Below are 20,381 nucleotides of genomic sequence, written 5' to 3'. Positions count from 1 at the left end.
CCCCCTCTTAGTGCTCTGCAAGCTCTTTCATTTTCGCTTCTATCTTTTCCGGATTGACCATGAAGAAGTCTTCCATCGGCGGTGAGTACGGCATCGATGGTACATCCGGACCGGCCAGTCGCATTACCGGTGCATCCAGGTCATACAGGCAGTTCTCTGCAATGATGGCGGAGACTTCGCTCATGACACTGCCCTCGAGATTATCTTCGGTCACAAGGAGCACTTTGCCCGTTTTTGATGCGGCTTCAATGATGCTTTCCTTATCCAGTGGATAAACAGTTCTCAAATCGAGCACTTCTGCTTCATATCCGTCTTTCGACAGCCGTTCTGCCGCCTGGAGTGCATAGTTTACACAAAGGCCGTAGGTGATGACGGTGATGTCGTCACCTTGGCGTTTCACATCCGCCTTGCCGATCGGTACTGTATAATCGCCTTCCGGCACTTCTTCCTTGAGCAGCCGGTATGCTTTTTTATGTTCGAAGAACAGGACCGGATCGTTGTCTCTGATGGCAGAAATCAACAGTCCTTTCGCATCGGCCGGCGTGGACGGGATGACTACTTTGAGGCCAGGTGTCGAAGTGAACACAGTTTCGATCGACTGTGAATGGTAGAGTGCACCGTGGATACCGCCGCCGAATGGCGAACGGATCACCATCGGACAGTTCCAGTCACCGTTTGAGCGGTATCTTATTTTTGCCGCTTCATTCAGGATCTGGTTCGTTGCCGGCAGGATATACTCGGCAAACTGGATTTCTGCAACGGGACGTTTCCCCATCATCGCCGCGCCTATGCTTGTGCCCACAATATTGGATTCCGCAAGCGGCGTATCAAGGCATCTCAGTTCCCCGTATTTTTCCTGAAGCCCTTCCGTGACTTTGAAGACGCCGCCTTTTTTGCCGACATCCTCTCCGAGGACGAATACATTTTCATCCTGTCCCATTTCATAGTCAAGCGCTTCTCTGATCGCCTGAAGGTAGGATATTTTAGCCATGTTTTACCTCCTCGTACACGTTTGTCAGTGCTTCTGAAGCATCCGGATAAGGGGCCTTCTCGGCAGCTTTGGTTGCATCAGTCACCTGTTTTTTGAGTTCTGCCCCGAGTGCATCAAACCATTCATCATCTGCAACTTCATGTTCCACCATGTATGCTCTGAACTTTGTAATGCAGTCTTCTTCCCTGATACCTTCACGTTCAGTCTTTTCACGGTAGGAATCATCATCATCCGAAGAATGTGCTGTAAGCCTGGTCGACATCGCTTCGATCAATGTCCCGCCTTCTCCTTTGACTGCACGTTCCCTGGCTTCCTTCACTGCCTTGTAGACTGCGATCGGGTCGTTGCCGTCTATATGTTCCCCGTGCATGCCGTAACCTACGGCCCTGTCCGACAGTTTGTCAGCCCCGTACTGCAGCTGCCGTGGCACACTGATTGCATATTTGTTGTTCTCGATGATGCATATGAAAGGCAGATTATGAACCCCGACAAAGTTCAGACCTTCGTGGAAATCGCCCTGGTTGGAAGAACCCTCACCGAGTGTCGTGACTGCAACACGCGCTTCGTTGTCCATCTTGAATTTGAAGCTCGCACCAACGGCATGCAGCACCTGCGTTGCCACACAGGAGCCCTGGGTCAGGATGTTATTTTCCTTTTTACTGAAGTGTGACGGCATCTGCTTGCCGCCGCTTGAGATGTCACCCTTTTTGGCAAAAGCAGAAAGCATCGTCTCCTCCGGTGTCATGCCGAAATGAGTGACAAGTGCCAGGTCCCTGTAATACGGGCTGATTATGTCCACTTCCTTATTCAGTGCATAGCCGGCTCCGACCTGGGTCGCCTCCTGTCCCTGGCATGAGATGACGAACGGCAGTTTCCCCGCCCTGTTCAAAAGCCACATCCGCTCATCGAGTTTTCTGGCGAGAAGCATCGTGCGATATATTTCCTTGAGGTCCTCTTTTTCGAGTCCCGCTTCTTTATAATCCATCAAGCGTTTGTCCTCCTTAAACATGAATTGCAATTCCGTCTGCATCGAGCCCGAGCTCCATCAGAACTTCCCCTATGGATGGATGGGCATGTACCGACATGCCCAGTTCAAGGGATGAGGCATCGAGGAATTTCGCCAGTGCCGCTTCATTGATCAGTTCTGTTGCACCGGGTCCGATGATCGAAACCCCGAGGATATCTTTTGTCCCGGGATCCACAATCAGTTTGCCGAAGCCTTTCTTATCTCCTGCAATGACTGCTTTACCAATTGCAGCAAGTGGTATCTTATGGGTTCTGTAATCAAGCCCTGCATCTTTCAATTCCTTTTCGGTATAGCCGAGTGAGGCGGTTTCCGGAGATGTATATATGCATCTTGGTACTGTTTTATAATCCAGCAGATATGGTTTTCTGTCCGCCATATGTTCCACGGCAATGATCGCTTCCCTTGTCGCAACGTGGGCAAGCTGGAGGTTGCCGATGGCATCCCCCACCGCATATATATTCTTATCCTTGGTCTGGTAATGCTCATCCGTGACAATGAACCCATTCTCACGCACGATCTTTGTGTTCGGAAGGCCGATGTCGTCGACATTCGGCGCGCGTCCGATAGAAACAAGCACTTTGTCGAAGGTCCTTGATTCACCGTTGATTTCAAACGTGGCATCCGACTCGGATGTTTCCACAGAATCTTCACTGAGCGAAATGCCGGTGATGAATTCGATGCCCTTCTCTTCAAGTGATTTTTTCAGCTGTCCTGCGATATCCTTGTCTTCCATAGGGATGATCTGGTCCCCTGCTTCCATGACTGTGACCTCGGAGCCGAGATCTGCAAGCAGACTTGCAAATTCAAGTCCGATGACACCACCGCCGACCACTGCCATCCTGCCGGGAACCGTGTCAAGTGTCATCATATCATCACTGGACAGGACAATATTGCCGTCAAAAGGCAGGAAAGGCAGTTCTTTCGGGAAAGACCCTGTGGCGATCAGTACGTTCTGATTGATGAGGATTTCACTTTCCGCTTCATCATCCTCCGGATCTTCAACAGCGACAGTGCCCGCCATCGGAGAAAAGATGGAAGGTCCCAGTATGCGGCCGTAGCCATCGAAGACGTCTATCTTATTCTTCTTCATGAGCTGGTTGATGCCGCCGTGCATACGATCCACGACTTCGTCCTTCCGGGCCTGTATCTTTTCCATTGAAATGGAAGGGATGAAGGACTCTATGCCGTAATCCTCTGCATTCCTTATCGTGTTTGCAACTTCGGCGGATTTGAGCATGCTTTTTGTCGGTATGCAACCTTTATGGAGGCAGGTGCCGCCGAGCCGGCTTTTCTCCACGACTGCCGTCCTCAGACCGAGCTGACTGGCTTTTATCGCCGCCACATACCCGGCCGTGCCCCCGCCGAGTACTACTAAATCATATTCATGGGCCATTCTTTTCACTCCTGTTCATAGGTCTTCACGCTTTCCTCGCCGCTCATCACACGATATGCGCCTTCAGCCAGCGCCGACATCTCTTCCTCTCCGGGATAGACGGTGATCGGTGCGATGAACGAGACGTATGGCCGGATGAGATCGATCAGATATTTGCTGTAGGCGAGTCCGCCGGTAAAGATGATCTGTTCGGCCTCACCTTTCAGGATCGCCGCCCGGGAACCGATTTCCTTGGCTATCTGCACTGCCATCGCTTCATAGATTGCAATCGCCGGGCTGTCCCCGTCAAGGGCCCTGTTCTCAAGTTCCAATGCATCCTGGGTACCTGCGAGGGAGATGAAGCCGCCTTCTTTAGTGATGACTTCGTAAGCAGCGTCATAATCCAGCCTGTTGTCGATGATATATTTTGCGAACGCGCCGTTGGGAAGGGAACCGGTCCTGTTCGGGCTCATCGGCCCTTCGCCTGACAGGCCGTCATTCACATCGATGACCCTGCCCCTGTGATGTGCACCGGCAGTTATGCCTCCGCCCATATGGCATATGATAACATTTATGTCCCCGTATTCTTTATTCACAGACTCTGCATACTTTCTTGCCACCGCTTTCTGGTTGAGCGCATGGAAGATGGATTTACGTTCTATGCCTTTCAAGCCGGTCATACGCACTTCATCAATGAGCTCATCGACGACCACGGGGTCGGTGATCACTGCTTCGCAGCCGTATTTTTTACGGAATCTGTCGGCTATGAGGCCGCTCATATTGGAGGCATGCCTGCCGTAGGCGCTTTCCGATAGGTCCGAAACCATCTGAGGGCTGATATTATACGTGCCGCCCTCGATCGGTCTCAGGGTGCCTCCGCGCGCGCTGACGATATCGATGGAGGACGGATCGAACTTCTGCTCTGCAAGGAATGAGAGTATGGCATCCAGCCGATATTCAATCTGTTCCGCCATGGGTTTCACTGTTTCCTCTGCCGGATGGCTGAGCGTATCTTCGGCAATGTTTGTCAGGTTATTGTAGATTGCAACCTTGGTCGATGTACTTCCAAGATTGAGAACGAGAATATTATATTGCATCAGTGGCGGCTACCTCCTGCTGAGGGTGGTGATTTCATTTTGTGAAAATGTACTCTTGACCCGCATCATGCTGTCGATACGCTCTTCTGCAAGTCTGTCCGCCGCCACTGCCGGTGTCACACCGTCACGTGTGGCAATATTGAAGATTTTATCCATCTGATCGTAGATGCCCTGCACTTTGGCTTTGGCACGCTCTTTGTTGTACCCCTGGAGTTCATCCGCCACATTGATGACGCCGCCGCAGTTGACTACATAATCCGGTGCATAGACAATGCCGCGCTCTTTGAGCATTTCACCGTGTCTGTCATCTTCAAGAAGCTGGTTGTTTGCACTTCCGCACACCGCATTCACTTTCAGGGCCGGTATCGTTTCATCATTCAGGATGCCGCCGAGTGCGCATGGGGCGAAAATGTCCGCCTCTACATCATAAATTTCCTCGATGCCCACCGCTTTGGCTCCGAAGTCGTTCACAGCCCTGTCGATTGCATCCTGGCTGATGTCTGTAACGACGAGTTCCGCACCTTCTTCATGCAGATGGCGGCAGAGACTGTAAGAAACGTTTCCCACACCCTGTACTGCTATCGTCTTTCCTTCGAGTGAATCATCGCCGAATGCCTCTTTGGCTGTCCTCTTCATAGCCATGTACACTCCAAAGGCAGTCATGGGACTCGGGTTTCCGCCGGTGCCGTAGGATTCACTCATGCCGCAGACATAAGGTGTCTCCTGATAGATCAGGTCCATGTCGGCCACAGTCGTTCCCACATCTTCCGCAGTGATGTATCTGCCGTTCAGGCTGTTTACATATCTGCCCAGAGCCCTGAAGAATGCTTCGGATTTATCTTTTTTGGCATCACCGATGACCACCGTCTTGCCGCCGCCCAGGTTGAGGCCTGCCGCCGCATTCTTGTATGTCATGCCGCGCGCCAGGCGCAGCACGTCCTCGACCGCTTCCTCTTCAGTTTCATAATTCCACATTCTGCAGCCGCCGAGAGCCGGTCCGAGCGTCGTATCGTGTATACAGATGATCGCTTTGAGCCCGCTTGCCTCATCGTGACAGAAAATCAGTTGTTCGTAATCTTGTTCCACCATTTTTTCAAATATCATTATAAGCACTCCCGTTGATTAGTTTTATAAGACCTTCATCGCAAGTCTGATTGAATTGTATTTGTCCTCTGCACTGTCTGCCCTTGATGTTAATACTATCGGGACAGATGCGCCAGTAATAACGGATGCCACTCTTGCCCCCGCTGAATAGACCAGCGACTTATACAGGACATTACCGGCGTCGATATTATGGACGATAAGTATATCCGCATCCCCGGCAACTTCAGATGCCATGTTTTTATGTTCAGCGGCCTTTTTCGATATTGCGAGGTCATACTGCAGAGGACCGTCTATCAAAATTTCCGGTTCACTCTCCCTGCCCGCTTTTACGATGGCTTCAGCATCAGTTGTGGAAGGGATTTTACTGTTCACCTTCTCAACTGCTGATAAAAGGGCGATCTTCGGCCTTGCCATCCCCAGTTTCCGGGCACACTCCGCAGTGTTCTGAATGATTGTCATCTTCTGTTCCCTGTCCGGCGCAATATTCATTGCCGCATCACTGAGCAGGATTGCCTTATGGTAGTTCGGAAGATCGAATAAAGCCGTGTGACTCAGCAATCCCCCGCTGATGAGCCCGTGCGATTTATTCAGTACTTCCTTCAGTATTGTCGAGGTTGAAATCAGCCCCTTCATGAGAATATCAGCTTTACCTTCTGCGGTGAGCCCTACAGCGATTGCTGCTGCCTCCTCATCACTTGCAGAATGATGGATGGTCACACGTCCATCCTCAACGAGTCCTTCATCAAATGTCCTGAGCATTTCTTCAAGCCTTGGTCTGTCATCGACAAGATGAAATCTCATATCCGTTTCCTTATAGAGACGAAGGACAGGTCGGAGTACATCCATGTCAGCCGCTTTACAAATTGAAAGCGTTGTCATTTCATCTTTGTACTCTACGAATATTTCATCAAATTTCATTATGCTACCTCCCCTGTACATTTTATTATACATCTCCCATAATCAAAATACATGATTTTAACCAAACATGGAATATTCTGAAGTTTTTAAAGAATAGGTTATTTTAAACTGATGTTCCGTTCATGTATAATGTGTATTATCTATGAAACCCGGGTGATTCGATGAAAAAAATGATTGCTTTGATAATATTGATTGTGCCGGTATTCCTCGCAGGTCTGGGCATAAAATATATGAGGGACAGCATGTTCGGAGTCGTGAATGACCCCTTCACGCTCACAGTCATCCAGTTTCTCGTGGGTCTCGGGCTGACGATATTCGGCGTATGGTTCATCGGCGGCTATGTACTCCACCGTGAGAGGAAAAACAAAAGAGCACAGGGCCGTTTTTCCGAACAGGCTGAAAGAAAGAGGAAACCCAGACAAAAATAAGAGGCGGAGTGCTCCGCCTCTTATTTTTGTTCTTTGATGAGGGCCTTTGCATTTTCAAGTGCTGCTTCTGTGACATCGGAGCCGCTCATCATCCGTGCTATTTCATATATATGATCCTTCTGGTTGAGATACCCGGCTGTTGATACCGTGCGTTCGTCGGTCGTCTTTTTGGTGACGTACAGGTGGCTGTCGGCAACAGCGGCAGCCTGCGGCAGGTGCGATATGACCAGGACCTGCCTGGCTTTGGACAGAAGTTTCATCTTTGCTGACATCTTCGTGGCCACAGCGCCGCTGACACCCGTATCTATCTCGTCCAGGATCAACAGGGAGTGTCTGTCGAATTCTGTGAAAATTGTCCTGACAGCGAGCATCACCCGGGAGATTTCACCGCCTGAGGCGATGCTGTTCATGGATTTCAACGGTTCACCCTTGTTTGGTGAGAAAAGGAATCCGACATCTGAGTACCCTCTCTGGTCGAACGTCCCCTCCTTGACCTCGATCTCAAAGTCCGCATCCGGCATATCGAGAGCCTGGAGTTCTTTTTTGATCCGGGTTTCGAGGAAATGCTTGCGTTCCACCCTGTAATTCTGGAGGAAGCTTGCCAGTTTCTCCATTTCAGCCAGTGCAGCGGATCTTTCCTGTTCCAGCTTTTCGAAGGACTGGGCGATGTTTTCAAGCTGCATGATATCCTCATTAAGGGACTCCCGGAGTCCGATAAGCTCCACTATGTTCCTGTTGTATTTCCGCTTCAGGTTATTCAGGGAGGAAAGCCTCATCTGCTTTTCGTTATAAGCCTCTTCATCGTAATCCACATTCGACAAATCGCCGGCCACCTTGCTGTCGAGCTCATTCAGGAGATGATAGGCTTCGAGGATGGTTTCTGTAAAATCAGTGTAGGAATCATCGAACCTGCCCATGGTTTCGATTGATTTATGGATTTCGTACAGCATGACCTGCGGCGAATACTCGGAATCCAGCTGGGAACGCATGATGGAGAGTGCCTCATGAATCTTTTCGTAGTTATTGAAGTAGCCGATCTCCTCTTCCAGCTGTTCCTCCTCACCCTGGATCAGATCCATGGAAGAAAGTTCATCGTACTGATGCCTGTACAGTTCCAGCTGCTGCATGCGGTTGCGGTCTTTGTATTCCAGATCGTGGATGCGTGTCTCCAGCTCTTTGAATTTTCTGTAGCTCTCTTTATACTGCAGGAACTTTTCCTCTTCATCGATTCCTATGAACCGGTCAAGATATACAATATGCATACCGGACTCCAGCGCTTCATTCTGTGATGACTGTGAATGGATGCTTATCACTTCGTTCATGATCTCCCTGAGGGCACCCAGTGTTATCATGCGGGAATTGATCTTGATGATGCTCTTTCTGTTCTGCATGATTTCCCGGCGGACGATGTAAAGCTCCTCTTCGGGGATGTCATTTTCAGCCAGGAGTCTTCTCACTTTCGCTGATTCCGGAAAATCGAAGACCCCCTCGATTACAGCACCTTCAGTTTCAAACCTTATATCCTCCACGGAAGCCCGTTTTCCGTACAGATAGCGGACCGCTTCAATAATCATGGATTTCCCCGCCCCTGATTCACCGGAAATGACTGTCAGGCCACTGTTAAATTCAAGTTCGATATTTTTAAGAACTGCGAAGTTCTTTATATTCAGGCGTATAAGCAAAGCTACCACTCCAATTAGATCAGATTAAAGATTCGGTCCTTGATTTCCAGCTGTGCCTCTTCGTCCCTGCATATCAGAAGACATGTGTCATCGCCGCATATAGTGCCGATGACCTCTTCCCACTCCAGCTGATCGATTATTGCACCGATTGACTGGGCATTCCCCGGCAGTGTCTTGAGCACAAGAAGATTACCGGTATAATCCAGTTTGACGAAACTGTCCATCAGATATCTGCCGAGTTTTTCCAGTGGGTGGAATTTCCGGTCCTTGGGCATGCTGTATATATAGGAACCGCTCGGCGTAGGGACTTTTATGAGCTGCAGTTCCTTTATATCCCGCGAAACTGTCGCCTGTGTGACGTTGAAATTGTATTCGTTCAACTTCTCCACCAGGTCCTCCTGTGTTTCCACTTTTCCGTTTGTGATGATTTCCCTGATTTTTATCTGTCTGATTGACTTGTTTGACATGGGCTGTCCTCCTCGATTCCCTTTGTATATTTATTCATATAATATCATAAAGCTTATGAATATAACACAAAAAAGAGCACTCAGCCGTAAACAACCGGCTGAATGCCTCTCTCATCAATGGATATCCCCTGGTGCCGCCCGTGATTCAGATGCAGTAAATATTCAATGTTGCCTTTACCGCCTTTTATCGGCGAGCGTTCCAGGGCCAGAGGGACGAGTCCGAGAGCTGTGCACTCATCCATCACTCTTTTGATGACTGCTGCATGCGTCTTCAGTGAATGGATGATGCCCTCCTCTTCCCGCTCTTCCAGGTAGGACTCGAACTGCGGTTTGATGAGTGCAACGATATCATATTCATGGTCGAATAAATCCACAATATGACGGAGTATGGGAACGATGGATGTAAATGAGACATCTATGGTGAATATACCGGGCGGTACATCGAAGTCTGTCCCGACTGTTCCTTTGAAGTTGGTCTGTTCCATTACGGTGACCCTTCCGTCGGTACGGAGTCTGTAGTCCAGCTGATTTGTGCCGACATCGATGGCGTAGACACGCACTGCCCCGTTTTTCAGGGCACAGTCGGTGAATCCGCCTGTGGAACTCCCGATATCAGCGACCACGCTGCCCTCAACATCCAGGTCGAAAGCTTCCAGTGCCCGTTTAAGCTTAATTCCGCCCCTGGAAACGAAGGGGCGGATATTTTTGAAGCGGACGTCTGCTTTCCCGGGATCGATCATTTCCGAAGGTTTGTAGACAGGAGCATCATTATTCAGCACTTTTCCCGCCATGATGATCCTTCTTACATCCTCCAGTGATCCGAAGCTGAACTCCTGATGGACATATTCATCAATTCTTAACTTCTTTTTCATCCGTCTGCTCCATCAGGGTTTTAGACTGCAGTATGATATTCGCAGTCGATATGCCGAGGTCTTCAAGCAGTTTGTTCACATCACCGTGTTCGACATATTCATTATCTATGCCGATTCGTTTTACAGGATTGGTGAAATGGTGATCCGCCATGAATGATGCGATCATGCTGCCGAGTCCGCCGGCAAGCATCGATTCCTCGACTGTAACGAGCGGCATGCTGCTGGCACCGAGCGCAAGCAGCATCTTTTCATCGAGGGGCTTTATGAACCTCGCATTGATCACCTTTGCATCAATCCCTGCTTCCTTGAGTGCCGCGGAAGCATCGATTGCAAGATCAAGGGTCGGTCCGAAGGAAATGATCGCCATATCATCACCGGCGACGACCTCTTCCCATTCTCCCAGTTTGAGTGGCTCCCTCTGTCCACCCATATCCAGGCCTTTTACATTTCCTCTCGGATAACGGATGGCGGCCGGACCTTCATGCCGGAGAGACAGATCGATCATCCGAGACGCTTCAATCTCATCTTTAGGCATCATGAGTACGATATTGGGAAGGGGCGAAATGAAGCTGATATCAAACACACCCTGGTGCGTCTCACCGTCCGCTCCTACCAGTCCGCTGCGGTCTATGCCGATCAGTACATTCAGGTTCTGCCTGTCAACGTCGTGGAGGAGCTGGTCGTATCCGCGCTGCAGGAATGTGGAATAGATTGCAAGGTATGGCCGCATGCCGCTTGCGGCAAGTCCTCCGGCCATGGTTACAGCATGCTGTTCGGCTATTCCTACATCAAAGAACTGATCCGGCAGTTCATTCTGGAATTTTGTCAGCTTGCTGCCTACCGGCATCGCCGGTGTCAGGGCTACGATGCGTCTGTCCTCTTTGGCATACTCAAGTATCGTATTCGACATGAATTCACTCCATGAAGGCGTCGTCTTGCTGCCGAGGACTTCACCGGTATCGATCTTATACGGTCCGAGGCCATGCCACTTCCCGAGCTTATCCGCTTCTGCGGGATGATACCCTTTGCCTTTTTTCGTAATGACATGCACAACGACGGGGCCATTGTAATCCTTGGAGGATTTGATTGCCTGTGCAAGATCCTCGAAGTCATGCCCATCGACCGGGCCGATGTATTTTATGCCGAGTTCTTCGAAAAATATGCCGTTGACCACGAGGTATTTCATGCTGTCCTTGATCCGGTCGGCCATATCCCTGAGTTTCGAGCCGACCTGGGGGAGACGGTTGATGAAATCTTCGATATCATGTTTCACACGGTTATACTGTGTATTTGTGCGCATCCTGCCCAGCATATTATGCATGGCGCCCACATTCGGTGCTATGCTCATCTCATTATCATTGAGTATGATGGTCATGTTCGTCCGGTCGGAACCGATGTGATTCAGTGCCTCGAGGGCCATACCGCCTGTCAGTGCACCATCGCCGATCACCGGAACGATATGATGGGTCCCGCCCTGGATATCCCGGGCTTTCGCCATACCCATTGCTGCTGAAAGCGAAGTGGATGAATGGCCGGCTTCCCACACGTCATGTTCGGATTCACGCATTTTAGGGAATCCGCACAGTCCCTTATACTGTCTCAGCGTATCAAATTCACTGATGCGTCCGGTCAGGATCTTATGAATATATGCCTGGTGCCCGACGTCGAACAGGAATTTGTCGGCCGGGGAATCAAAATATTTATGAAGTGCGATCGACAGTTCCACCACTCCGAGATTGGCGCCGATGTGGCCGCCTGTCTCGGAACATGACTGGATCAGGAATTCTCTGATGTCCTGCGCCAGTCCTTTCAGTTCTTCATCACTTTTACCTTTCAAAAATGATGGATTTTCTATACTATACAGGTTCATATAGCAACCACCTTTGAATTTACTAATGCCAATTATACCACTATTGGATAATACTAAAAAACAAAAAATGATAATTCATCATTATGAATTATCACTGTTCTCTGACGGCAAACATCTCAAGTACGCTGTAAAGTTCCCCGGTATCAAGTTTTGAAGAGAGTGATTCAAGGATTCCTTCGGCTTCAACCTTCAATAAGTCCAGCTGTTCTTTTGCGCCGTTTAGACCATATGTACTCACATATGTAACTTTCCCTTTTCTTGCATCGCTTCCTGAAAGTTTACCGGTTTTGGACATGTCCCCTTCAACATCAAGAATGTCATCCCGGATCTGGAACAGGATGCCCAGGTATTCCGCAAATCTCAAAAGAAGCGCCTTCGTGTCGTCATCCGCCCCGGCGATGATTGCCGCAGATTCTATCGGTGCACTGATGAGTCTGCCGGTTTTATGGCGATGGATCAGGACAAGTTCATCCATCGTTATATCTTTCCCTTCGGCATCGATGTCCAGCATCTGTCCGCCGATCATGCCGGTCTGCCCTGCAGCAGCCGAGATGGCCTGTACGAGCCGGATGCGGATATCGGCATCAAGTGCTTCATCCTGTGCCAGGATATTGAAGCTCTCAGTGAGGAGATTATCCCCTGCCAGAATTGCTGCAGCCTCCCCGTACACCTTATGGTTTGTCGGCTTGCCGCGCCTGTAGTCATCATCATCCATGGCCGGGAGATCGTCGTGGATCAGTGAATAGGTATGGATCATTTCAACAGCTGCAGCAGCAGACAGACCCGCTGCCGGGTCGAGTCCGAATGACTTCAATGTGGCAAAGACCAGATACGGCCGGAAGCGTTTACCTCCCGCCTCCACTGAATAGGTGCTGGCCTTCCTTATGACGTCTGAGATATTCCCTCCGCTGAGATGTTCCAGTATAAGGTTTTCCGCCTTCTCATTATACTGCTTCAGATCCTTATTCATCCCCATCGTCCTTCCGGTTCAGTGATTCCACTTTAAGCTCTGCATCTTTCAGGATCTTATCACATTCCGAAGACAATTCTACACCTCGCTGGTACAGTTTTAATGATTCCTCCAGTGAGACTTCGTCTTCATCCAGCTGTCTTACGATCTTTTCCAGAGACTCCATTTTCTCTTCGAAAGTTTCTGTTCTATTCTCTGTCATCTTTTTTCACCTCTGTTACTTTGGATCTGACTTTCCCTTCGGCAAGCCTTGTCTCGATTTCATCACCGGGGGAAAGTTCCCGGGCCTCACGGACGATGTCACCATCCCTCGTGGTGAATGAATAGCCGCGGAGCAGTGTGTTTGTGGGACTGAGGGAGTTGAGCAGCTCGATTGTGCCGCCCAGCTGCCTTTTCCTCCCGCCAACCTGATCATCCATCTTCCCGTCAAGCTTCATTCCCGTTTCATCCAGTATTTCTTTGTACCTGGCAATCCTGGGACCGGGATTCCTGTATCCCACTTTTTCGCTCATTCCGGTTTGGCGGTATCGTTTATCTCTCAGTATCAGGTCAGTCTTCGTGTCAAGGTTCGTCCTTAGAGTTGCAAGTTTTTCCGTCTGCTGGTCATAGAGCAGCCCCGGGTTTTTAAGTTTGTAGTAGTTAGACAGCCCTTCCAGCCTGTTTTTATGGATGGTGATGCGATTTTTGATGCTGCGCATCATGAAAGTGACGGATTTTTCCAGGTTGTCCTTGATATCCCGTCTGTCAGGAACCGCCAATTCGGCTGCAGCCGTCGGTGTTGCAGCCCGCGCGTCAGCCAGAAAATCAACGAGTGTCGTATCCGTCTCGTGGCCGACACCCGTGATTACCGGTGTATGCATTTCAAAAACTTTTACTGCTACGGATTTTTCATTGAAAGTCCAGAGGTCTTCTATGGAACCGCCGCCCCGTGCAAGAATGACAAGGTCGCTTCCCAGGCCGTCGGCGTAATCAAGGCTTTCGATGACAGCCTGCCTGCTCCCGCGCCCCTGCATCAGCGTATTGATCAGTGACACTTTGACAAAAGGATACCGGCGGCGGAGCGTCGTCAGCATATCACGGTATGCGGCGCTCGTTTCGGAACTGATGATTGTTATGTTTTCCGGATACCGGGGCAGCGGTTTTTTGTGTACCGCATCAAAATAACCTTTTTCAGCCAGCTCTTTCTTATCCTTTTCCAGCTGTTCGAATAAAAGCCCGATGCCGTCGATTTCCATTTCATCCACGTAAATCTGATACTGTCCGCTCGATTCATAAATGCTGATCCTGCCCTGGATGAGGACACTTTGCCCGTCTTCCGGCTCAAATTTCAGGCCATTAGCACTCCGAGAGAACATAATGGCCCGTATGACAGCATTCCCATCTTTTAATGCGAAGAAAATGTGACCGCTGGTATGCTTTTTTACGTTAGATAGTTCGCCTTTGATAAAGACCCGTGTCAAATACGGGTCCTGGTCGAATTTATATTTCAGGTACTTGGTCAAAGCACCTACAGACAGATACTTATTGTTCTCCATATGGATTTTCATCCGTTTCTCTTATGAAGTTCTTGAGGACGCCGTTTACAAAACGGAAACTGTCTTTCTCACCGTAGGTTTTGGCAAGCAGCACAGCCTCATTGATGACGACCCTCTCGGGGGAATCGCCTTCCCTGATTTCACTGATTGCAGTCCTCAGTATATTGCGGTCAACTTTTGGGATGCGTTCAAGAGTATACTTGTTCAGATGGGCGCTGATATCAGCATCCACATCCGGCTGGCTGGCCACATAGAAATCAACGATCCTTTTGATATACTCATGGGTCTCATATAAATCGAAAAATGCAGTTTTTTCGAGGTCGACCAGGTCATGGTCCTTTTGGAATATTATTTGGAATATCTTTTTCCGCTGCTCGTGTCTGTTCATTAAAAACACCTATCTGAATCCTTATTTGATATTTACGATGTGCACATTGACTTCCTTAACAACATGATCCGTCATGTTTCTGATCGCCTGGCTGACATTCTTCTGGATATTTTCAGCCGTCTCATGGACCTTGCCTTTCGTATCCAGTGTTACATAAATTGAAATCAGCACTTCATTATCCTCTGTTTCAACTTTGACGCCGCGGCCCCTGTACTTCTTGCCTATCTTCTCAAAGTTGCCGCTGGCAAAATTATTCTGCAATGAATGAACGCCTTTGGTTTCAGTAACTGCAATGCTTGCAATCACTTCCAGCACTTCCGAAGAAATCTCGATCATTCCCAAGTTTGATTTATCGTCCTGGATTATCATGTTCATCACCCCGTCATTTTATTATAGCATGATTGTGCGCGGAATTAGAAACAACTTGTAACTTAATTGAGGTAATTATTCCGGCGGTGGATCTTGCCTCTGAAAATAAAAAACCCGCCTTTTCACTGACACTTGGAAAAAGCGGATTTCCGTACTCATCATTTCATTACATCGTGTTCCAGAAGGAAGTTCGTGTTATAGTCATTCGCCCTGAACGCTTCGTTATCCAGGAGGTTGGAATGGAACGGAATAGTAGTATCGATGCCTCCGATAATATACTCACCAAGCGCCCTTTTCGCTGTCCTGATCGCTTCCTCGCGCGTATCGGCGAAGGTGATCAGCTTGGCGATCATGGAGTCATAGTAAGGCGGGATGCGGTACCCTGCGTAGCAGGCAGTATCCAGTCTGACACCGTAACCCCCCGGAACGATGAAATCGGTGATTGTTCCGGCTGAAGGCATGAAGTTCTTATATGGATTCTCGGCGTTGATCCTGAACTCGATTGCGTGCCCTTCAATCCTGATGTCTTCCTGCCTGTACGGAATGGCTTCACGCCTGGCGACTTTGATCTGCATCTTCACAAGGTCGATGCCGGTGACCATTTCTGTCACGGGGTGTTCCACCTGGATCCTAGTATTCATTTCCATGAAGTAGAATCTGTCGTCGTTCAGATCGTAGATGAATTCGATGGTGCCGGCACCGATGTAGTCGATGCTTTTTGCAGCACGCACTGCGGTCTCTCCCATTTCAGACCGTTTCTCTTCAGAAAGGATCGGGCTCGGGGCTTCTTCGACAAGCTTCTGCATACGGCGCTGCACTGTACAGTCACGCTCTCCCAGATGGATGACATTGCCGTGATAGTCCCCCATGACCTGGATTTCTATATGCCTGAAGTTCTCGATGTATTTTTCTATATAAAGGCTTTTGTTGCCGAAGGCACTTTCTGCTTCCTGCTCTGTCATCTTGTAGTTCTGGACGAGTTCCTCTTCCGTGCGTGCAACGCGGATGCCTTTACCACCGCCGCCGTAGCTCGCTTTGATGATGACAGGATAGCCGATGTCTGATGCTGTCTGTTTGGCATCCTCAATCGAGGCGACCACCCCGTCACTGCCCGGCACAGTCGGCACCCCGGCTTTTTTCATCGTGTCTTTGGCCACATCCTTTACTCCCATCAGAGAGATTGTCTCATGCATCGGACCGATGAAGATGAGGTTTGAAGCTTCGCACATTTCGGCGAAATCGCTGTTTTCAGCGAGGAAACCGTAGCCAGGATGTATCGCATCGCAGCCGGACTTCTTGGCGATGGTGATGATGCTGATCATGTCCAGATAACTGTCCTTGGAAAGTTTCGGACCGACACAATAGGACTCAGTGGCTATTTTCCGGTGAAGGCTGTCCGCATCCGCTTCCGAGTATATGCTGACAGAATCGATGCCCAGCTCTGTACATGCCCTGATGATCCTAACTGCAATTTCGCCGCGGTTTGCTATAAGTATCTTATTGATCATCGTACTCTGAACAACGGTTGGTCGTACTCAACCATGTCTCCGTCTTCGACCAGGATCTCTGTAATCTCACCGGAAATTTCTGCCTGGATTTCATTGAAGAGCTTCATTGCTTCAAGTATGCATACAACGGATGTGTTATCCACTTTGTCGCCGACTTTGACGTATGCATCCGCCTCCGGTGACGCTGCCTTATAGAAAGTGCCGACCATCGGTGCCTTGATCACTTTACCCTCTTCCAAAGGTGCGCTTGCCATTGGCTGTTCAGGTGCCTGCTGCTTGGGAACCTGTACCGGTGCTGCCTGTACATTGTTCCCCATATCCCTCTTCAATTTAATATCAACATCCCCGTCTTTATAGGAGAGTTCTGTCAATGATGCCTTTTCCATTTTTTCAATCAGATTATCGATATATTCCAGATTCATGTCTACTTCTCCTTAACAATTAAAAATTACTGTCTTATATTTTACGCAAGTGGTCATACCAATTCAAGCAAAAAATAAAAGCAGATGGAAATCTGCTTTTATTTTCAGGCACGCGATACGTATGAGCCCTCTTCCGTGTTGATGACGAGGACATCCCCCTGGTTCACAAACAGGGGCACCTGGATGGTGAGGCCTGTTTCAAGTGTCGCCGATTTTGAAGCACCGCTGGCTGTATCGCCCTTGATGCCGGGTTCTGTTTCTGTCACTTCGAGCTCGACAGTCTTCGGCAGTTCGACACCGATCACTTCTCCTTCGTACATCATGATGGAGACGTTCATATTCTCTTTGAGGTATTTCAGTTCATCCTCAAGTGCTGAAGCCTGGAGTTCAACCTGTTCAAAGGTGTTGTTATCCATGAACACATGGGAATCGCCGTCCGCATACAGATACTGCATCTTATTATTGTCTATCTGGGCCCTGCCCACTTTTTCCCCTGCGCGGAAAGTTTTTTCCTGAATTGCACCTGTGCGCAGGTTTCTGAGTTTACTTCTTACAAAGGCCGCACCCTTGCCCGGCTTGACGTGCTGGAAGTCGATGACTCTCCAGATGCCGCCTTCCACTTCTACTGTCAGACCTGTTTTAAAATCGTTTACTGAAATCATAATTTTCCTCCTCAGTATTCAAAAACGCAAATGAATTAGATGATGAACAGCTCTTTGCTGCTGTGTGATAATTTTTCAAGACGGCTGTCTGTAACAAGGCAGTCATCTTCGATACGGACGCCGCCGGCATCATCCACATATATACCCGGTTCGACCGTCACGACCATGTCTTTCTCCAATTTTACATCACCTGATTTGGCCAGGCCGGGCATTTCATGTACTTCAAGACCGAGGCCGTGCCCCAGTGAATGCCCGAAATTCGGACCGTAGCCATTTTTTTCTATGATGTCCCGTGCAACTTTATCCGCTTCCCGGCCAGTCATACCCGGTCTGATTTGATCCAGGGAAGCGAGCTGGGATTCGAGTACGATATGGTGGATCTTCTCCATCTCTTCTGATACTGAACCGATACCGAACGATCTTGTGATGTCAGATGCATAGCCTTTATAGTAGGCCCCGAAGTCCAGTGTCACCATTTCACCGGCTTCTATAAGTTTGTCGGAAGCAACACCATGGGGAAGTGCACCCCGGACGCCGCTCGCCACAATCATATCAAAACTGGAGCCTTCTGCACCAAGTTTACGCATGTAGTTTTCGACTTCGTTTCTCACATCGAGCTCGCTCATGCCCGGTCGTATATATTTGAGTATGTACTCATATGTCTCATCGGCAATGCTGCAGGCTCTTCTGATCAGATCAACTTCATCTGATGTCTTGAACATGCGGATCTTTTCAATCTCCCCCGTGAGCGGTACGAGGTCAAAAGTGCTGTCCAGCCTGTCAAAAGTGTTGAAGTTCACATGCTCCCCTTCAAAGCCGACGCTTTCATATTCCCTTGATTCCATGAATTCCATGATGAAATCAAGCAGGCCTTTATCCTGCAGTACGAATTCAAAATCCTTTGCCTGCTCCCTGCCCTGGGCTTTGTAGCGGAAATCGGAAATCAGGAATTTTTCATCTTTTGTCATGATTACAGCGCCGCTGGAACCCGTGAAACCTGTCAGATAGCGTCTGTTATAATCACTCATGATGAGCAGTGCATCCAAATTCTTCTCTTCCAGCAATGCATTGACTTTCTCATACTTAATCATTGTTCATCCACCTTTCAAATATATTCTACATTAAATCATTGGATATTTCAGTAGTATTCAATTTAATATTCTGTCATATCGTGATAAAATAATAAAATGATATACAGGAGAAATCACAAATGAAACGATCAATTAAAATATTATTACCCATAGTTATGCTGGCAGGCTGCGGCAGCCCCTCTGCCGAGGAACAGCTCTCAAGTGCCGAGGAAAAGAAGGAAGAACTCCAGGGGGTCCTCCAGACAGAGGAAGTCAATGTCCAGAAGAACAAACTACGGCTTGACGCTCTTGAAGAGGACATTTCGAAGATGCAGTCCGTCATCGGCAATTCCGACATTGATGAATATGTACAGGTTGTCGGCGAGTACTCCGGTACACTGGAGAAGGAATTGACCGGCCTCAGTGAAGCCGTCCAAAAAGCAAAGGAAGAGGATGACCTGTCTGTCATCAGTAAAGATATAGACGACATAAGTTCCAGCATAAGCGAAGCTGCAGACAATTATGAAAAAGCTGCCGAGGGTCTCGAACTCAATGAATACTTGAAAAGGCAGCACAGTTCGCTCAAACTTGCCAATGACGAGATAGAAGGAGCATTGCAGTCGATTAAAAACGGGGCGGATTCTGAATCCATGGAGGCTGTGGATGAAGGACTCGCACAGCTGAACAGTGCCAGCGAATACTATTGACCGGAAAGAAGAGTAGCCAATGGATAAACCTTTAGTAGGCGGACAGGCCGTCGTGGAAGGCGTCATGTTCCAGACAAACAACCGGATGGTGACCGCCATCCGCAGAAACAACGATGATATTCAGTATTTTGAAATGGAGCGCCCGCAGAAAAAATGGATCCAGAAACTAAAGAAGATTCCTGTTCTGCGGGGCAATGCCGCGATACTTGAATCCAGCATCTACGGCATGAAGCATCTTGAATTTGCAACGGACCGTTATGAAAGAGATCCTGAAGACGATATCAGCATCGAGGAGGAAAAACAGGCGGTGAACCAGGCGAAGGTCGTATTGTCGACCATCATCGTCGGCATACTGTCATTTCTCATCGGCAAATTCCTGTTCACTCTCATCCCCGTATTCGTTGCCGAAGTATTCTCAGGGGTGGTCACTTCGCATTTTGGCCAGGTTTTCCTGGAATCACTGTTCAAGCTGATTCTCCTCCTGGGCTATATATATGTAATATCCATGACCCCGATGATCAAGCGGCTGTTCCAGTATCACGGCGCCGAACACAAGGTGATCAATACCTTTGAGGAGGGCCGTGACCTGACGGTTGAAAATGTACAGCGCCAATCCAGACTGCATTACAGATGCGGCAGCTCTTTCATACTCTTCACGGTACTGGTCGGCTTCGTCGTCTATATGTTCGTACCGGTGGAGCCATTCTATGTGAGAATTCTGAACCGGATTGCACTCATACCTGTCGTAATCGGGCTTTCTTTCGAGTTTTTGCAGCTTACCAATAAGCTCAGGGATGTCCCTGTGCTCAGATGGCTGGGCACACCCGGCCTCCTCCTGCAATATCTTACTACAAAGCAGCCGGATGATACACAGGTCGAAGTGGCCATCCACTCGTTCAATAAACTGTTAAGGAGAGACTGA

Annotated in this window: 22 protein-coding genes; 3 read left to right on the top strand and 19 right to left on the bottom strand. The window is 48.9% G+C overall.

Annotated features, from left to right (window positions below):
• Positions 1-7: 7 nt before the first annotated feature.
• The 6 genes from WN59_RS01610 to WN59_RS01585 are packed head-to-tail and all read right to left on the bottom strand — an operon-like array spanning position 8 to position 6,509.
• Positions 8-991: an alpha-ketoacid dehydrogenase subunit beta gene (locus tag WN59_RS01610; RefSeq protein ID WP_046511544.1), complete on the bottom strand. Its 984-nt coding sequence runs from the start codon at positions 989-991 to the stop codon at positions 8-10.
• The gene (locus WN59_RS01605; protein ID WP_197073386.1) at positions 984-1,976 is read right to left on the bottom strand and encodes a thiamine pyrophosphate-dependent dehydrogenase E1 component subunit alpha; all 993 of its coding nucleotides are present in this window, start codon (positions 1,974-1,976) and stop codon (positions 984-986) included. Before WN59_RS01605 ends, WN59_RS01610 begins: the two co-directional genes overlap by 8 nt.
• 16 nt (positions 1,977-1,992) lie before the next feature.
• Complete coding sequence (lpdA, locus tag WN59_RS01600) at positions 1,993-3,411, bottom strand: dihydrolipoyl dehydrogenase (protein WP_046511537.1); 1,419 nt, start codon at positions 3,409-3,411, stop codon at positions 1,993-1,995.
• Between the two features lie 5 nt (positions 3,412-3,416).
• A complete protein-coding gene (gene buk / locus WN59_RS01595; RefSeq protein WP_046511534.1) occupies positions 3,417-4,487 on the bottom strand; it encodes a butyrate kinase in 1,071 nt (356 codons plus the stop codon).
• A 9-nt stretch (positions 4,488-4,496) separates the two neighbouring features.
• Positions 4,497-5,591 (bottom strand): Leu/Phe/Val dehydrogenase, encoded by a 1,095-nt coding sequence (locus WN59_RS01590; protein WP_046511531.1) that lies wholly within the window; start codon positions 5,589-5,591, stop codon positions 4,497-4,499.
• A gap of 24 nt (positions 5,592-5,615) precedes the next feature.
• On the bottom strand, positions 5,616-6,509 hold the full coding sequence (locus WN59_RS01585; RefSeq protein WP_046511527.1) for a phosphate acyltransferase: 894 nt from the start codon (positions 6,507-6,509) through the stop codon (positions 5,616-5,618).
• 161 nt (positions 6,510-6,670) lie between these two features.
• Here WN59_RS01585 and WN59_RS01580 point away from each other — a divergent pair, with 161 nt between their 5' ends.
• On the top strand, positions 6,671-6,937 hold the full coding sequence (locus tag WN59_RS01580; RefSeq protein WP_046511524.1) for a DUF2627 domain-containing protein: 267 nt from the start codon (positions 6,671-6,673) through the stop codon (positions 6,935-6,937).
• A 20-nt stretch (positions 6,938-6,957) separates the two neighbouring features.
• On the opposite strand, the gene recN is transcribed toward WN59_RS01580, so the two are convergent.
• The 13 genes from recN to WN59_RS01515 all read right to left on the bottom strand — a co-directional run bounded on the left by recN (position 6,958) and on the right by WN59_RS01515 (position 18,773).
• Entirely contained in the window at positions 6,958-8,628 is a 1,671-nt protein-coding gene (gene recN / locus WN59_RS01575) for a DNA repair protein RecN (RefSeq protein WP_231577053.1), read from the bottom strand.
• Between the two features lie 5 nt (positions 8,629-8,633).
• A complete protein-coding gene (ahrC, locus tag WN59_RS01570) occupies positions 8,634-9,086 on the bottom strand; it encodes a transcriptional regulator AhrC/ArgR (protein WP_046511518.1) in 453 nt (150 codons plus the stop codon).
• Positions 9,087-9,166: 80 nt separating this feature from the next.
• Complete coding sequence (locus WN59_RS01565) at positions 9,167-9,958, bottom strand: TlyA family RNA methyltransferase (RefSeq protein ID WP_046511515.1); 792 nt, start codon at positions 9,956-9,958, stop codon at positions 9,167-9,169.
• The gene (gene dxs / locus WN59_RS01560; RefSeq protein WP_046511513.1) at positions 9,936-11,828 is read right to left on the bottom strand and encodes a 1-deoxy-D-xylulose-5-phosphate synthase; all 1,893 of its coding nucleotides are present in this window, start codon (positions 11,826-11,828) and stop codon (positions 9,936-9,938) included. Before dxs ends, WN59_RS01565 begins: the two co-directional genes overlap by 23 nt.
• A gap of 91 nt (positions 11,829-11,919) precedes the next feature.
• On the bottom strand, positions 11,920-12,798 hold the full coding sequence (locus WN59_RS01555) for a polyprenyl synthetase family protein (RefSeq protein ID WP_046511510.1): 879 nt from the start codon (positions 12,796-12,798) through the stop codon (positions 11,920-11,922).
• Positions 12,791-13,000 carry an exodeoxyribonuclease VII small subunit gene (gene xseB / locus WN59_RS01550; RefSeq protein ID WP_046511507.1) on the bottom strand — a complete coding sequence of 70 codons (210 nt, stop codon included), beginning with the start codon at positions 12,998-13,000 and terminating at the stop codon, positions 12,791-12,793. Before xseB ends, WN59_RS01555 begins: the two co-directional genes overlap by 8 nt.
• Positions 12,987-14,345 carry an exodeoxyribonuclease VII large subunit gene (gene xseA / locus WN59_RS01545; RefSeq protein WP_231577051.1) on the bottom strand — a complete coding sequence of 453 codons (1,359 nt, stop codon included), beginning with the start codon at positions 14,343-14,345 and terminating at the stop codon, positions 12,987-12,989. The genes xseB and xseA overlap by 14 nt, the downstream gene beginning before the upstream one ends.
• The gene (gene nusB, locus WN59_RS01540) at positions 14,320-14,721 is read right to left on the bottom strand and encodes a transcription antitermination factor NusB (RefSeq protein WP_046511504.1); all 402 of its coding nucleotides are present in this window, start codon (positions 14,719-14,721) and stop codon (positions 14,320-14,322) included. Before nusB ends, xseA begins: the two co-directional genes overlap by 26 nt.
• 21 nt (positions 14,722-14,742) lie before the next feature.
• Complete coding sequence (locus WN59_RS01535; protein ID WP_017548882.1) at positions 14,743-15,090, bottom strand: Asp23/Gls24 family envelope stress response protein; 348 nt, start codon at positions 15,088-15,090, stop codon at positions 14,743-14,745.
• Positions 15,091-15,248: 158 nt separating this feature from the next.
• Positions 15,249-16,595: an acetyl-CoA carboxylase biotin carboxylase subunit gene (accC, locus tag WN59_RS01530; RefSeq protein WP_046512741.1), complete on the bottom strand. Its 1,347-nt coding sequence runs from the start codon at positions 16,593-16,595 to the stop codon at positions 15,249-15,251.
• Positions 16,595-17,020, bottom strand: a complete 426-nt coding sequence (accB, locus tag WN59_RS01525; RefSeq protein WP_046511499.1) for an acetyl-CoA carboxylase biotin carboxyl carrier protein — start codon at positions 17,018-17,020, stop codon at positions 16,595-16,597. The genes accC and accB overlap by 1 nt, the downstream gene beginning before the upstream one ends.
• 104 nt (positions 17,021-17,124) lie before the next feature.
• Positions 17,125-17,682: an elongation factor P gene (efp, locus tag WN59_RS01520; protein ID WP_046511492.1), complete on the bottom strand. Its 558-nt coding sequence runs from the start codon at positions 17,680-17,682 to the stop codon at positions 17,125-17,127.
• A gap of 35 nt (positions 17,683-17,717) precedes the next feature.
• Positions 17,718-18,773 (bottom strand): M24 family metallopeptidase, encoded by a 1,056-nt coding sequence (locus tag WN59_RS01515; protein WP_046511490.1) that lies wholly within the window; start codon positions 18,771-18,773, stop codon positions 17,718-17,720.
• Positions 18,774-18,892: 119 nt separating this feature from the next.
• Here WN59_RS01515 and WN59_RS01510 point away from each other — a divergent pair, with 119 nt between their 5' ends.
• Positions 18,893-19,459 (top strand): hypothetical protein, encoded by a 567-nt coding sequence (locus tag WN59_RS01510; RefSeq protein WP_046511487.1) that lies wholly within the window; start codon positions 18,893-18,895, stop codon positions 19,457-19,459.
• Between the two features lie 19 nt (positions 19,460-19,478).
• Positions 19,479-20,381, top strand: coding sequence for a DUF1385 domain-containing protein (locus WN59_RS01505; protein WP_046511484.1), 903 nt, complete (start codon positions 19,479-19,481; stop codon positions 20,379-20,381).

Origin of the sequence: Salinicoccus sediminis (genome assembly GCF_000986795.1) — a bacterium.
GTDB classification, from domain to species: domain Bacteria; phylum Bacillota; class Bacilli; order Staphylococcales; family Salinicoccaceae; genus Salinicoccus; species Salinicoccus sediminis.
This window is presented reverse-complemented; position numbering and strand designations above follow the sequence as displayed.